The sequence below is a fragment of the Methylobacterium amylolyticum genome (assembly GCF_030700245.1).
GTDB lineage: Bacteria > Pseudomonadota > Alphaproteobacteria > Rhizobiales > Beijerinckiaceae > Methylobacterium.
This window is the reverse complement of sequence record NZ_JAUYZI010000001.1, coordinates 19,814-33,644: the sequence shown is the minus strand read 5'-3', so window position 1 is coordinate 33,644 and position 13,831 is coordinate 19,814. Positions and strand designations below refer to the sequence as shown.

Genomic DNA, 13,831 nt, shown 5'->3' with positions numbered 1-13,831 from the left:
GACCCGTGCCGGCCCTCACGCCCCGGGCGGTGTTCGTGATCCGCGACACCGACTACGAGCTGCTGCTCGCCCGCCACGCCACCCGCGGCCAGGTCCGGTTCTTCTTGGAGAGCCGCGGGCAGTCGGTCGCCGAGGCCGAGGCGCGCCACGGCCGGTTCCACGCGGTGCTCGCCGCGGCGCGCGCGGCGGTTCCCCCGGACTGGCGGCAGGCGCTGGTCCGGCGCCCCGATCTCGACCGCTTCCTTTTCGCCCCCGAGGACGTGGTGGTGGCGGTCGGGCAGGACGGCCTCGTGGCGAACGTCGCCAAGTACCTCGACGGCCAGCCGGTGGTCGGCGTCAACCCGGCCCCGGACCTGTTCGACGGCGTGCTGGCCCGCCTGCGGGTGGAGCACTTGGCGGCGCTGCTCCCGGCGAGCGCGGCCGGGGCCGCCCCCCTGGAACGGCGCACCATGGTCCAGGCGGTGCTGGACGGGGGCGAGCGGCTGCTCGCCCTCAACGAGATCTTCGTCGGCCACCGCAGCCACCAGTCGGCGCGGTACCGGATCGAGGCGGGCGGCCGGGCCGAGGACCAGTCGTCGAGCGGCCTGATCGTGGCCTCGGGGACCGGCCTGACAGGCTGGGCCCGCTCGATCAGCGACGCCACGCACCTCACCCTCGACGTGGGCGTCGAGGAGCTGGCGGTCGGCTACTGGGTGCGCGAGCCGTTCCGGAGCGTCGCCACGGGTACGGACCTGCGCGCGGGCAAGTTCGCCGAGGCGCCGCTCGCCGTGACCTCACGGATGAACGAGGGCGGCGTGGTGTTCGCGGACGGGATCGAGCAGGATTTCGTCGCGTTCGACTGGGGACGGCGGGTGACCCTCTCGCCCGCCGCCCGGCGCCTCAACCTCGTGGTCGCGTAGGCGGTCCGGGCGCGTCCCGGCCTCACCGCGTCGCGAACTTGATGCTGATCGCCGCCTTCGCGGTCAGGCCCGGGCTCGGCAGCAGGTTGAGGTACTGGGTGTAGCGCTTGTCGAAGGCGTTCTGGAGGATGAAGTCGGCGCGGACCCTGTCGTTGGCTTGGTAGGTCGCGAACAGGTCGACGATCCCGTAGCCCTTGGTCGCCAGGATCGTCGTGCCCGCCGGCACGTCGCGGCGGCTGTCCACGAGGGTGAGGCGGGTGCCGACCGTCAGCGCGCCCTCCAGGAAGCGCAGGCCGAGCGTGGTGCTGATCCGGTCCGGCGGCACCGTCAGCAGCGTCTCGCGCGTCGCGCGGTTGCGCCCCTCGATATGCGTGGCCGCCAGCGACACGAAGCCGCCGCCCCAGTCGTAGGCGCCCTCCAGCTCGACGCCCGACAGCTCGGCCCGGGCGACGTTGAGATACTGGAACGACCGCACCGGGATGACGCAGGGGAAGCGCCCCGGCCGGGCGGCGCAGATCGAGGCGGGGATCCCGGCGATCGCCGGGACGAAGTAGGTCGGGCCCACCGGCGCGATGTTGATGTAGTTGTCGATCTCGTTCTGGAACACGTTGGCCTTGGCGCGGAACGCGTCGCCCGCGGCCAGCACGTCGTTGTACTTGAGGTTGACGCCGCCCTCGATGTTGTGGGCGACCTCCGGCTTGAGGGTCGGGTTCGGCAGGATGTTGAAGGCCGGGAACGGGTGGATGCCCTGGACGAGGGTCTCGGTGATCGAGGGAGCCCGGTAGCCCTCGGCGTAGGTGCCGTAGAACTCGATGCCGGGCAACGGCGAGACGCCGACGGTGATCTTGGGCGAGAGGCGGTCGCCACCGGATTGGTAGTTGCCCCCGGCGAGGTCGTACTGGTCGTAGCGCAGCGCGCCGATCACGCGCAGCCACGCCGCGTAGCGCACCTCGTCCTGGATGAACGCGCCGGCCAGCGTGCGCCGGCCGGACGGGGTGAAGGCGGATCCGAAGCCGCCGGCCTCGTCCGTGGTCCGCACCCGGTCGAACACGGCGTCGCCGCCGATCGTCAGGGCGTGGCCGAGCACCCCGGTGTCGAACCGCGCGGTGTTGTGGATGTCGAAGCCGGTGGTCTCGATGTCGTAGCTGATCCGGTTCCCGGCGCGCACGCCGAGGTTGCCGTAGAGGCCGCTCGCGGTGTCGTTGAGGAACGTCAGCGTGTTGTGGGTGGTCGTGAGATAGCCCTTCGCGCTGAAATCCATCAGCGGCACGTCCGGCCGGGCGAAGCGGTAGCCCAGCGTGTAGGTGTCGGCCTGCACGGCGTTGCGGAAGCGCGCACCCGCGTTGCTGGTGCCGTTGTTGGCGAAGTCGAAGTCCTGGACGAGCGCGGTGCCGCTGATCTCGTGGCCGTCCGCCGGCCGGACGTTGAACTTGGCGAGCCCGGCGGTCAGCTCGTTGCCGGTGTCGCGCACGAGGTTGCCGAGGCCGTCGCGGTAGGGCGCGTTGTCCCGGTAGACGAACTGGCCGAACACGTCGGCGCCGGTGCCGATGCGGGCGCCGAGGGCCGTGGAGTTCAGGAACTTCTGGCCGTTGGTGCCGAAGCCCCATTTCTGGACCGCGCCCGCGCGCTCGTCCGGCGCCAGGATGTCGTCGATCGAGCGGGTGCGGAAGCTGACGACGCCGCCGATCGCCCCGGACCCGTAGATGGTCGAGGCGGGACCGCGGGTGATGTCGATGCCGCCGACGAGCTCGGGATCGAGGTAGAACACCCCGTTCGCGCTGTGGCCGGAGGTCTGGAAGTTCTGGCGCGCGCCGTCGACCAGCACGTTGACGCGCCCGAAATCCTGGAGGCCGCGGATGTTGATGGCCTGGGCCGGGTCGTTCTGGTTCTCCTGGGTCGTCACGCCGGGCACGTCGCGCAGCACCTCCGACAGGCGGCTCGGCTGGAGGCGGCTGATCTGCTCGCGGGTGACGACGCTGGTGGCCGACAGGGCGTCGATCGCCGGCTCCTCCGTCTTGGTGGAGGTCACCGTCAGGGCGTCGAGGCTGATGGCGGCGTCGGCCGTCGACGGGGCCGGCGGCGTGGCCGCGTCCTGGGCCTGCGCGGTCAGCAGGGACAGCAGCGAGACGCCGGCCACGAGGCCGAGCCGGCATGCGTGGGCACGACAGGAGACCTGGGCGCGACAGGAGACCTGGGCGCGACAGGAGACCTGGGCGCGAGGCGAGACGTGGGCGCGACGGGAGAGCATGACACTTCCGCGAGGACGGGAGACAGCGTGTGTGGCTGGCTGGCGGAAGGCGGGCTGGCTGGACCCGTGATGCGATCCGTATCGCCGCGCGGTCAACGCCGCGCGGACGGCGTCAGTCTGGCGCCGGTCTAAGGTGCTCCTGCCCCAGGCTGAAACGGTTCCAGCCCGGCGTCACGATCCTGGGGGTTGTGGCCCGCCGGCAACATCCGGTGCGGCAGGATGAACGGCTGGCCGCCCGCGGGGACCCGCCCGACCGGCCACGGCACCCGGAACACCGCGCCGATCAGCGCGTCGCGCAGGATCGCGGCCGGCGCCCCCCGCGCGACGAGGCGGCCGCCGTCGAGCACGAGCAGCGTGTCGGCGTAGGCGGCCGCGAGGTTGAGATCGTGCAGGATCGCCACCACGCCGACGCCCCGGTGCCGCAGCCGGTCGACCGCGTCGAGGATGGCGCACTGGTGGCGCAGGTCGAGGCTCGCCGTGGGCTCGTCGAGGAACAGCACCTGCTCGGCGGCCAGCGTGCGGCCGGCGGCGAGCTGGCACAGCACCCGGGCGAACTGGACGCGGGCCTGCTCGCCCCCCGACAGGGTCTGGTAGGGGCGCTCGGCGAGCGCCAGGACGTCGGCCTGCCGCAGGGCGTCGGCGAGGATGGCCGCCCGGTCCCGGCGCGTGAGGCCGCGGCCGATCCCGTCGAGGCCGATGCGCGCCACCTCCGCGGCGGCGAACGGGAAGGCCAGCCGCGCGCTCTGCGGCAGCACCGCGCGCAGGGCCGCGAGCCGCCAGGGCGGGATCGACGCGACCGGCACCCCGCCGTAGGCGACCGCGCCATGGCTCGGGCGCAGCTCTCCGCTGAGGAGGCGCAGGAGCGTCGACTTGCCGGCACCGTTCGGCCCGACGATCACCTGGAGCGTGCCCGGCGCGACCGTCAGCGAGACCCCCGACACGAGGTCGCGACCGCCCGCGCGATAGGCGAGGTCGGTCCCCGCGACGAGGGCGGCGGCGTCAGGCATCCAGCGTCCGGGCCCGGCCGAGCAGCATCCACAGGAACACCGGCGCGCCGACCAGAGCGGTGACGATCCCGATCGGCAGCTCGGCCGGCGCCACCGCGAGGCGGGCGGCGATGTCGGCGAGCACGAGCAGCGCGCCGCCGAGCAGCGCGCAGGCCGGCAGCAGCCGGCGATGCTCCGGGCCGATCGCGAGGCGCAGCATGTGCGGCACCACCAGCCCGAGGAAGCCGATCACCCCCGCCGCCGCCACGCTCGCGCCCACCGATACGGCCACCAGCAGGATCACCGCGCGCTTCAGCCGCTCGACCGGGACGCCGAGATGGAAGGCCTCCGCCTCGCCGAGCACCAGGGCGTTGAGGCCGCGGCCGAGGAACGGGACGGCGACGAGGACGGGCAGGATCAGGGGGGCGGTCGCCGCGACCTTCGCCCAGCTCGCGCCGCCGAGGCTGCCGAGCGTCCAGAACGTCAGGTCGCGCAACTGCCGGTCGTCGCTGGCGAAGACGAGGAGCCCCGTCAGCGCCCCGCCCAGCGCGCCGAGCGCGATCCCGGCGAGCAGCATCGTCGCGACGGAGGTGCGCCCGGCGCGGGTCGCGACCGCGTAGAGGCCGAGGGTCGCGGTCAGGCCGCCGAGGAAGGCCCCGGCCGGCAGCACCGCGTAGGGCAGGGGGCCGGGCAGGCCGAGGGCGTGCAGCAGCCGGTCGCCCAGCACGATGACCGACGCGGCCGCGAGCCCAGCCCCTGCCGAGACGCCGACCAGGGCGGGATCGGCGAGCGGGTTGCGGAACAGCCCCTGCATCAGCGCCCCCGAGACGGCGAGACCCGCCCCGACCAGCAGCCCGAGCAGGGTCCGGGGCAGGCGGATGTTGAGGACGACGAGGGCGTCGCGCGCCGCCAGCGGGTCCGATCCGCCCCCGGTCATCACCTCGACGATCCGGCCGGGGGAGATCCGGATCGCGCCCAGGCCGACCGAGAGCAGCCCGGCGGCGGCGACGAGGGCGAGGAGGGCGGCGAGGACGAGGAGGCCGCGCGCGCGGGCCGTGCCACCCCGCCCCGTGACCGGGCGATCGGCATCAGCCACGGAACAGGTCGGGATAGATCGCCCGCATCAGGTCCGTGGCCGCCTCCGGGGTGCGCGGGCCGAAGCCGAGGAGGTAGAGCCCGTCCATCGTCACCAGGGCGCGCTTGGCGGCGGCCGGCGTCTGCCCGAGGGCGGTGCCCGGCGCGAACACGGCGTCGGCGCCCGGCCCGTCGGGTCCGTTGCGCATCATCACCACCGTGTCCGGCGCGGCGGCCACCAGGGCCTCGTCGGTCATCGGCTTGAACCCGCTGATCCCCGCGGCGGCGTTCTCGGCCCCGGCGAGCGCCAGGATGCCGTCGGCGGTGCTGCCGCGGCCGCCGACCAGGATGCGGCCGCCCGCCAGCGACAGGATCACCAGGGCCCGGGCGGGATGCGCGATGCGCGCCCGCCGCCGCGCCAGCTCGGCGAAGTGCGCGTCAACGTCGCGCGCGAGGCTCGCGGCGGCCCCGTCGAGGCCGGCGAGGCGGCCGACCGTCGCGATCTTGTCGCGGACGCCCTCCGGCGTCGGCGGTTCCTTGACGAGCGCGACCGGCACGCCCGCCTCCCGCAGGAGGACGAGCACGTCCGGCGGCCCCGCATCCTCGGCGGCGATCACGAGATCCGGCCGGGCCGAGAGCAGCCCCTCCGCCGACAGGGCGCGCAGGTAGCCGACGTTCGGCTTCTCGCGCAGGGCCTCGGGCGGGAACAGGCTCGTCGTGTCGACCGCGACGATCCGGTCGGCCGCGCCGAGCCGGTAGAGCGTCTCGGTCACGGCGCCCCCGAGCGAGGCGATGCGCCCGGGCGGCGTCGCCGCGCGGAGCGCCGCGGGGGCGCAGGCGAGCCCGAGGACGCCGGCCAACACGGCGCGGCGGGTCCGGAGCGGGAGGGTGGGGGCGCCGGTCATTTCGTCAGGATCAGCTTGTTGTTGGCGGTGATGCGGAGCCGGTAGCGCTCCTGCGCATGGACAATGGTCAACTCCCGCCGGCCGTTCATCAGCACCGCCGTGTCGACCTCGACGGCCCGGCCCGCGGCCGGCGTCGCGGGCGGGCTCGGGGCATCCCGGTCCGGGTGCTCAGGTCGTCGATCGATGTCGGGCATGGCAGATAGTCTTGTTCTGTCGTAAATTCGAATTGTTCTATTGCAAATCTAAAGACTCGCCGTGCACTCTCATGCAATGCCCCGACGTTCGGAGCAAGGTAAGCCGGCGCCGCGACGGCCCGGCACGGGACGGCGGTCGTCCCGGCCTTGCGCCGGACCGCTTTGTCGGGCGCTCGCGCGATGGCACAAGCGGGCGATGAGCGAGATCCTGATCTACGGCGCGAACGGCTACACCGGCGCGCTCGCGGCCGAGCACGCCCTGACCCTCGGCCTGCGCCCGGTGCTCGCCGGGCGCGATCCGGAGCGGCTGCGCCCGCTGGGCGAGCGCCTCGGTCTCCCCTGGCGCGCCTTCCCGCTCGACGCGCCGGCGCGGTTGCGGGAGGGCCTGTCGGGGATCGCGGCGGTGCTGCATGCGGCCGGGCCGTTCTCGGCGACCTCGCGGCCGATGGCCGATGCCTGCCTCGCGGCCGGCGCCCACTACGTCGACATCACCGGCGAGATCGCGGTGCTGGAAGCGCTGGCCGCGCGCGACGCCGAGGCGCGGTCGGCGGGCGTCGCGCTCCTGCCGGCGGCCGGGTTCGACGTGGTGCCGAGCGACTGCCTCGCCGCCCACGTCGCCGGGCGGCTGCCCGGGGCCACGCACCTGCGGATCTCGATCGGCGGGTTCGGCGGCTTCAGCCGCGGCACGGCGCGCACCATGGCCGAGGGCATCGCCTGGGGCACCCGGGTCCGCCGGGACGGCCGGATCGTCGAGCTGCCGCAGCCGCCCCGCGGCAGCGCCGATTTCGGCCAGGGCCCGCGCCGGACGGTCGGGCTCGGCTGGGGCGACGTGTCGACCGCGTGGTACGCGACGGGCGTGCCGAACATCGACGTCTACTTCGAGGCGTTCCCGGCCATGGCCGCGGCCGCCGGCCTGCCCGCCGGGATCCGGCGGGTGATCGCGGGCGGCACCGCCCAGCGCCTGATCGGGCGGGTGATCGACCGGCTGCCGCGCGGGCCGACGGCGCCGCAGCGGGCGGCGGCCCGCGCCTACTTCCTCGCCGAGGCGTGGGACGGGTCGGGCAACCGCGCCGCCTCCCGCCTCACCACCGCCGAGGGCTACACCCTCACCGTGTGGACGGCGCTCGAGACCGCGCGGCGCGCGGCCGCCGGGACGGTGGCGCCGGGCTTCCACACGCCGGCCACGGCCTTCGGGCCGGACTTCATCCTCGGCTTCCCGGGGGTGACGCGGACGGATCTCTGACGCATCCGCACCCCCGGACCGGTCGGGTCGGATCCCGGCCGGCGCCGTCAAGCCCCGCGAACGCCGGCTCGCCGCGCAGGACGGCGCGCCGGCGACCGGGCGGTCCAGCGGGAACCGGGGATCAGCCGGCCCGGGCCCCGCCGCGGTCGGCGTCGAGCTGGCGCATCAGCTCGGCGAGGCGCGGGTCGAGGGACTCGTCGATCACCGGGTCGTACAGCGCCTGGAGCTGCCGCCCGAGGCGCCTGCGCGTCGCGGCGTCGAGGACCGGTGCGGTGGCGGGGATCGGAAAGGTGCGCAGGGCGCGCTTGGGCTCAGGCATGGATCCTACATCGGTGGGGCCGTTCCCGGGGCGACCGTCCGGCGCCTCGAAGACCGCCGGCGCCTCGGAGACCGGCCGATCGCCGGTGGGGGCAACGTTCAGGCGTCGTCCTCGATCCCGAAGACCTCGCCCTCGGCGGCGAGCTTGGCGTCGGCCTCGTCGCGCGCCAGCTCCCCGCCGTCGGGTCGCCCGGCCTGGCGGGCGAGCTCCGCCGCCCAGTCGGGCGGGACCGTCCCCCGGGCCGCCATGGTGTCGCCGGCGGCGGCGCTGACCTGCGCCCAGCGCTCCGGGGACAACCCGGCGAGATCGGTCCCGAAGCCGAGGTCGCGCGCCGCGGAGCGGGCGGCTTCGAGCCAAGCGGGCGGCAGGGAGGACGGTTCGGCCATGATCGGGATCGGCTGCGTTGCGCGAGACCCGGTGTACGGGCTCGGGCGCCGACGGCAAGCCGCAGCACTTGATGCGGGGCGGCCGGATGTCACGCGGAATCGGGGCCGCAGGTCGCGGACGACCGGCCGTTGACGCTCCGTTAGGCATCGTCCGGCAGATTGGACCTGCGACAGGGCCCTCGGGCCCGCGGCCCCCGGGGCGCCACGGCTGACAGGAAACGGCTCCAGCGCCTCCGCGACGGACGATCGCCGGAGAGGCCCGCCCCCGGATTCCGGGCGGCGGGCCTTTTCATGTCCGCGCCTTCCCCGGCGCGGCCGCCGCGTCAGGCGTTCGCCGCCCGGGGCGTGGACGCCACCGGCGTCGGCACGGCGCGCAGGGGCCGGACGGAGCCGGGCGCGCCGCCGGCGCGGTGGATCTGCTCGACGGTCATCAGCGGCCGCATCGCCGGCTCGGCGAAATCCATCAGCCGGGCGTCCCGCCAGCGCAGCTTGCCGCCGCCGCCGAAGCGGCGCGGACGCTCCTCCTCGACCAGCAGGACCAGCCGCCCCATCCAGGTCTTCCGGAACCAGAACCGCCCCGTCAACGCCATGATCGCACCGCCCGTTCGAATGACGGGCACCGGTATGACGCGGAAGATTTGACCGGAGGCGTATGGAATCCGGTCATCAACAGCGGGCCGGCGCGTTGGTTACCGGTCGGCCCGCCGGCGGTCCGGAGTCACGGTCCAGAGTCACGGTCCAGAGTCACCGCCCGGAATCACGGGGAGGCCGTGCAGATCAGGCTCGGCGCGCAGCAGCGGCGGAACCCGGCCCGGCGGTACAGCGCCTCGACCGGGCCGTCGGCGGGGCATTGCAGGAAGACGTGCTTGGCCCCGCGCGCCCGCGCCTCGCGGAGCGCGGCGGCGGTGACGCGCCCGCCGTGGCCGCGGCCCTGCCGGTCGTGCAGCGTGCTGACGTTGTAGAGGCCGGCGATCTCGCCGCGCAGGTAGAGGCTCGCGCAGGACACCGGGCCGACCGCGTCGCGGCCGACGAGGTGGATCGCCGCGGTGCCCGCCCGCAGCCGGGCCCCGCGCAGGGCCGGCAGGTAGTGGCGGCGCAGGTGCGTGCGCACCACCCGGTCTCCGGACAGGTTCGCGAACACCGCCTCGAATTCCGGCGGCGGCACCGCGCCGACGTGGACGGCGACCCGCTCGGCCTCGGACGATGCGGCGACCCGGGGCAGGGCGGCCACCATCCAGCTCGCGGGGTAGACAGCCGCCGGCTCGAACAGGCGGCGCAGGGCCGCTTCCTCGTCCGCGTCCCGCGCCAGGAAGGCGGGGTCCCGCGCCCGGCCGAGCGCCATCGCCCCGGCCCAGGCGAACTGCTCGGGCGTGCGGACGCCGTAGGCGAAGTTCAGGGTCGGGTCCGGGATCATGCGCGTGTGGACGTAGCCCGCGCCGCCCGGCCCGTGCTCGACGCCGTCGATCAGGCTGCCGGTCAGCGCCGCCACGTGGGCGTCGCGCAGGATCTCGAAGGGGAAGCCGGGGAGGGGGTCGAGGTCGGACATGCTCAGGCCGCCGTCGAGGTGGCGGGGCCGGCCGCGACCAGTTCGGCGAGCCGGGCGTGGAGATGCGGCGAGAGCACGATGTCGAGGTGGTCCGTCTCCGGCACCGTCTCCACGCCGAGGAGCCGGTCGGTCAGCGGGCGCCAATCGATCACCGGCAGGCCGCGCGCCAGCGAGTCCGCCGCCACGAAGGCGCGGATCGGGACCGCGCCGGGCGCGAGCGCGAGGCCGCGGAACTGGAGCGCATGATCGACCAGGGTCCACAGGATGCGCTCGCGGCTGCCGACCTCCGGCCCGTCCGCGGGCAGGGGCTGCGGCTCGGCGGCGAGGAAGCGCAGGAACTGAACCTCGGCCTCCGGGTCCATCCGGGCGCGCAGGGCCTGCCAGAGCGGCCGCATCGGCGAGCGGTCGAGCCAGTCCGCGAGCATCGCCTCGTGCGCCGCCCGCTCCTGCGGCCCGATCGGCCGGCCGGCGCCGACCGCGAAGTTCTCCTCCAGGCCGCAGGCGTCGAGCATGCCAACGAAGTCCAGCGGGAAGGCCGGCCCGAGGCGGCGCGCCGTCTCGTAGGCCAGCACCCCGCCCCAGGACCAGCCGAGGAACACGCAGGCGCCGGCCCGCCCGGGCATCAGCCGGCGCACCCGCGCGGCGTAGGCCTCGGCCAGCTCGGCGACCGCGGGCAGGGGGCGCGGCTCCTCGACGAGGGACGCGCAGAGGAACCCGAACGCGGCCTGATCCGGCCCGAGATGGGCCACCAGCGGCTCGTACTCGCGGGTGCTGACGAGGAGGCCCGGGAACAGGACGAGCAGCGGCCGGTCCGCGCCGTCGCGGCCCGGGGCGAGCCGCACCAGGGACGCCGGCCCGTCCTCGGCCTCGGGACGGCCGGCGTCGATGCGGGCGGCGAGCTGCGCGATCGTCGGGTCGCGCAGCAGGTCTGCGACGCGGATGCCCCCCTGCGGGGCGATGAGGCGCAGGCGCCCGACGAGCCGCAGCGCCGAGAGCGAATCGCCCCCGAGTTCGAAGAACGGCCGGTCGACGGCGTGGACGGGGTAGCCCAGCACCTCCGACCAGATGCCGGTAAGCCGCCGCTCCGTGGCCGTGGCGGGGGGGCGCCCGCGCCGGTCGTCGGCGGCCGGGTCGGGCAGGGCGGCGCGGTCGACCTTGCCGTTGGCGTTGACCGGAAACTGGTCGAGCACCGTCAGGCTCGCGGGCACCATGTGGTCCGGGAGCGTTCGGGCGAGGCCGGCCCGCAGGCGCCCGGCCTCGGGGCGGCGCCCGCGCGCCGCGGCGGCGTAGCCCGCGAGGTAGGCGCCGGCCGGCCCGTCGCGGCGCAGCACGACGGCCTCGGCGACGCCGGGCAGGGCGGCGAGCGCCGCCTCGACCTCGCCGATCTCGATCCGGTGGCCGCGGATCTTCACCTGGGCGTCGGCGCGGCCGGCGAAGGCCAGCGCCCCGTCGGGCCGCCGCCGCACACGGTCGCCGGTGCGGTACATCCGCCCGCCCTCGGGGCCGAACGGGTCCGGCAGGAAGCGCAGGGCGGTCTCGGCCGGGCGCCCGAGGTAGCCGCGGGCGAGGCCGCCGCCGATGTACAGCTCGCCGGTCTCCCCGTCCGTCACCGGCTCGAGGTCGGGCCCGAGCACGTGCGCCCGGCGCGCGCCGACGGGGCCGCCGATCGGCGCGTAGGGATCGTCGAACGCCGCCTCCGGCGGCACCTTCCAGACGAGCGGCGAGATCACGCACTCGGTCGGGCCGTAGCCGTTGATCAGCAGGCGCGGCCGCAGCGCCCGGCCGAGGCGCGCGAACGTCTCCCGCGGCATGCCCTCGCCGCCGAAGGAGTAGACCTGCACCGGCGGCGCCTCGCCCAGGCTCTCGGCCCACTCGGCGAGCTGGCCGACGAAGCTCGTCGGGAAGCCCGCATGGGTGACGCGGTGGCGGCGGATCGCGGCGAGCGTCTCGGCGGCGGTCCACAGCTCGGGTCCGCGCAGAACGATGCAGCCGCCGGCCGTGAGCGGCGTCATCCAGCGCTCGTGCGCCCCGTCGAAGGCGAAGGACAGGACGTGCAGCTCGCGCGACTCCGGGCCCATCTCGTAGGCCTCGGCGGTGGTGCGGACGTGCATGGCCAGCGGTCCGTGCTCGACGAGCACGCCCTTCGGCCGGCCGGTCGAGCCGGAGGTGAAGATCAGGTAGGCGGGATCGGCCGGGCCGGGCGCGGGCCGATCCGGTGCCTCGCCGTCGAGCGCTTCAGGATCGAGCGCTTCAGGATCGAAGGCATCCACCGCCTCGGGCAGGGCGAGGCGTTCGGCGATGTCGGGCGTCGCGAGGGCGTGCGCCGCGCCCGCATCCGCCAGCATCATCCGCACCCGCGCCGCCGGGTAGGCGGGATCGAGGGGCAGGAACGCGGCGCCGGCCCGGAGCACGCCGAGCAGGGCGGCGATCAGCGCCGGGCCGCGGTCGAGCGCCACCGCCACGAGGGCGCCGCGGCCGATGCCCCGCGCGCGCAGGGCCGCCGCGATCCGCGCCGCCTCCGCGTCGAGTTCGCCGCGGGTGACGACCCGATCGGCGAACAGGATTGCCGGCCGGTCCGGCGCCTCCGCCGCGAGCCGGGCGAGGCGGGCGGGCACGCTGTCGGCGTCCGAGCCCTCCGCCGGCTCCGCGTTGCGCACGGGGGGGTGGGCCTCGATCCAGGCGCGGGCGTCGGCCGCCTCGCAGGGGCCGTGCACGGCCTGCCAGCCCGGCGGCAGCGCCCGGTCGGCGGGCCAGAACGCGCCGTGCCCGAGGCGGTCGAACGCCACGACCAGCGCGCCCCCGGTCCAATCGTCCATGCGCCCCGAATCCATACGTCCCGCGTCCATGCGCCCCGAATCCATACGCCCCGTCCTCGCCCGCAGCCCTCGACCGTCCAGACGAATCAGGCCGGCCCCGGTTCACGGCGCGCGTGAACCGGCCCGGCCCTCGTTCGTCCAGGAGATGCAGCGGGCTGAGCGCCGCGCGGGAGAGGGCCGATCGTGGCGGGTGGTGAGACGAATAGCGGCGCGCGCCTCGCGCTCGACGGGACGGAGGCGGAGCCGCGCATCCGGGTGGAGGCGGCCGACGACGCCGCGGCGGCGGCCGAGGCGGTGTTGGCCCGCGCCGAGGCGCTGACGGCGGAGGATACCCGCGCCCACCGCGTCCTGGCGAAGTTCGGCGCCCATCCGGCGGCGGCCGACCGCCTCGTCGCCCTCGGCGCCGCGCGGCGGACCGGGGAGGGGGCCGAGATCCTGCCGGGCCTGCTCTGGCAATGCGCCGGGCGCTGGCTGCCCGCCCCGCGCCCGCCGTTTCCGGAACTCTACACCGTCACCGGCGGGCGGCGGCACCCGCTGCGGCCGGAGACCGCCCCCGGCACCGTCTACGCGCGGGCGATCCCCTGGCTCGGCCGAACCTTGAGCTTCCGCACGATGACCGAGCCCGGCGACGTCGCCCTGTTCTCGGGATGGATGAACGACCCGCGCGTCGCCGCGATCTGGGAGGAGGCGGGCAGCCTGGAGGCGCACGGCGCCTACATCGCCGGCCTCCAGGCCGACCCGGCGACGCTGCCGCTGTTCGGCTGCCTCGACGGCGCGCCGTTCGGCTATTTCGAGCTGTACTGGGCGCGCGAGAGCCGGCTCGGGCCGCTCTACGAGGCCGGCCCCTACGACCGCGGCTGGCACGTGGCGATCGGCGACGCGGCGGTGCGCGGGCGCGCCCACCTCTCGGCGTGGCTGCCGGCGCTGATGCACTACCTGTTCCTCGACGATCCGCGCACGGCCCGCATCGTCGGCGAGCCGCGCTCCGACCACGCCCAGCAGATCCGCAACCTGCACGGCTCCGGCTTCGGCACGGTCGCAACGATCGACTTCCCCCACAAGCGCGCGACGCTGGTCAGCCTCACGCGCGAGCACTTCTTCCGGGACCGCCTGTGGGTGCCGGGCGCCGCCGCCGCGGATGCGACGCCGCGCCCGCCCGCGATCCCCGCCTGACCCTTCCCCCGCCTGACCCTTCGCCCTCCTGACCCTTCCCCC

Annotated in this window: 13 protein-coding genes; 3 read left to right on the top strand and 10 right to left on the bottom strand. The window is 75.5% G+C overall.

Going from position 1 to position 13,831, the window contains the following annotated elements; translation table 11 throughout:
• Positions 1–5: 5 nt before the first annotated feature.
• The gene (locus tag Q8W71_RS00190; RefSeq protein WP_305523289.1) at positions 6–899 is read left to right on the top strand and encodes an NAD(+)/NADH kinase; all 894 of its coding nucleotides are present in this window, start codon (positions 6–8) and stop codon (positions 897–899) included.
• A 22-nt stretch (positions 900–921) separates the two neighbouring features.
• On the opposite strand, the gene Q8W71_RS00185 is transcribed toward Q8W71_RS00190, so the two are convergent.
• The 5 genes from Q8W71_RS00185 to Q8W71_RS00165 form a co-directional block, all read right to left on the bottom strand.
• The gene (locus Q8W71_RS00185) at positions 922–3,147 is read right to left on the bottom strand and encodes a TonB-dependent hemoglobin/transferrin/lactoferrin family receptor (RefSeq protein ID WP_305523288.1); all 2,226 of its coding nucleotides are present in this window, start codon (positions 3,145–3,147) and stop codon (positions 922–924) included.
• Positions 3,148–3,275: 128 nt separating this feature from the next.
• A complete protein-coding gene (locus Q8W71_RS00180; RefSeq protein ID WP_305523287.1) occupies positions 3,276–4,154 on the bottom strand; it encodes a heme ABC transporter ATP-binding protein in 879 nt (292 codons plus the stop codon).
• Positions 4,147–5,229: a FecCD family ABC transporter permease gene (locus Q8W71_RS00175; RefSeq protein WP_305523286.1), complete on the bottom strand. Its 1,083-nt coding sequence runs from the start codon at positions 5,227–5,229 to the stop codon at positions 4,147–4,149. Before Q8W71_RS00175 ends, Q8W71_RS00180 begins: the two co-directional genes overlap by 8 nt.
• Entirely contained in the window at positions 5,222–6,112 is an 891-nt protein-coding gene (locus tag Q8W71_RS00170; protein ID WP_305523285.1) for a heme/hemin ABC transporter substrate-binding protein, read from the bottom strand. Before Q8W71_RS00170 ends, Q8W71_RS00175 begins: the two co-directional genes overlap by 8 nt.
• Complete coding sequence (locus Q8W71_RS00165) at positions 6,109–6,306, bottom strand: hemin uptake protein HemP (RefSeq protein WP_305523284.1); 198 nt, start codon at positions 6,304–6,306, stop codon at positions 6,109–6,111. Before Q8W71_RS00165 ends, Q8W71_RS00170 begins: the two co-directional genes overlap by 4 nt.
• A gap of 196 nt (positions 6,307–6,502) precedes the next feature.
• Here Q8W71_RS00165 and Q8W71_RS00160 point away from each other — a divergent pair, with 196 nt between their 5' ends.
• Positions 6,503–7,549, top strand: coding sequence for a saccharopine dehydrogenase family protein (locus Q8W71_RS00160; protein ID WP_305523283.1), 1,047 nt, complete (start codon positions 6,503–6,505; stop codon positions 7,547–7,549).
• Between the two features lie 121 nt (positions 7,550–7,670).
• Here the strand turns inward: Q8W71_RS00160 and Q8W71_RS00155 are convergent, their stop codons facing one another.
• The 5 genes from Q8W71_RS00155 to Q8W71_RS00135 all read right to left on the bottom strand — a co-directional run bounded on the left by Q8W71_RS00155 (position 7,671) and on the right by Q8W71_RS00135 (position 12,616).
• Positions 7,671–7,868 (bottom strand): hypothetical protein, encoded by a 198-nt coding sequence (locus Q8W71_RS00155; protein WP_305523282.1) that lies wholly within the window; start codon positions 7,866–7,868, stop codon positions 7,671–7,673.
• A gap of 98 nt (positions 7,869–7,966) precedes the next feature.
• Positions 7,967–8,254 carry a hypothetical protein gene (locus Q8W71_RS00150; RefSeq protein WP_305523281.1) on the bottom strand — a complete coding sequence of 96 codons (288 nt, stop codon included), beginning with the start codon at positions 8,252–8,254 and terminating at the stop codon, positions 7,967–7,969.
• Positions 8,255–8,577: 323 nt separating this feature from the next.
• Entirely contained in the window at positions 8,578–8,844 is a 267-nt protein-coding gene (locus Q8W71_RS00145; protein WP_305523280.1) for a hypothetical protein, read from the bottom strand.
• Between the two features lie 167 nt (positions 8,845–9,011).
• Positions 9,012–9,800 (bottom strand): GNAT family N-acetyltransferase, encoded by a 789-nt coding sequence (locus tag Q8W71_RS00140; protein ID WP_305523279.1) that lies wholly within the window; start codon positions 9,798–9,800, stop codon positions 9,012–9,014.
• Between the two features lie 2 nt (positions 9,801–9,802).
• Positions 9,803–12,616 (bottom strand): amino acid adenylation domain-containing protein, encoded by a 2,814-nt coding sequence (locus Q8W71_RS00135; protein ID WP_305523278.1) that lies wholly within the window; start codon positions 12,614–12,616, stop codon positions 9,803–9,805.
• Positions 12,617–12,799: 183 nt separating this feature from the next.
• Between Q8W71_RS00135 and Q8W71_RS00130 the strand changes: the two genes are divergently transcribed.
• The gene (locus Q8W71_RS00130; protein ID WP_305523277.1) at positions 12,800–13,789 is read left to right on the top strand and encodes a GNAT family N-acetyltransferase; all 990 of its coding nucleotides are present in this window, start codon (positions 12,800–12,802) and stop codon (positions 13,787–13,789) included.
• The last annotated feature ends 42 nt before the right edge of the window (positions 13,790–13,831 follow it).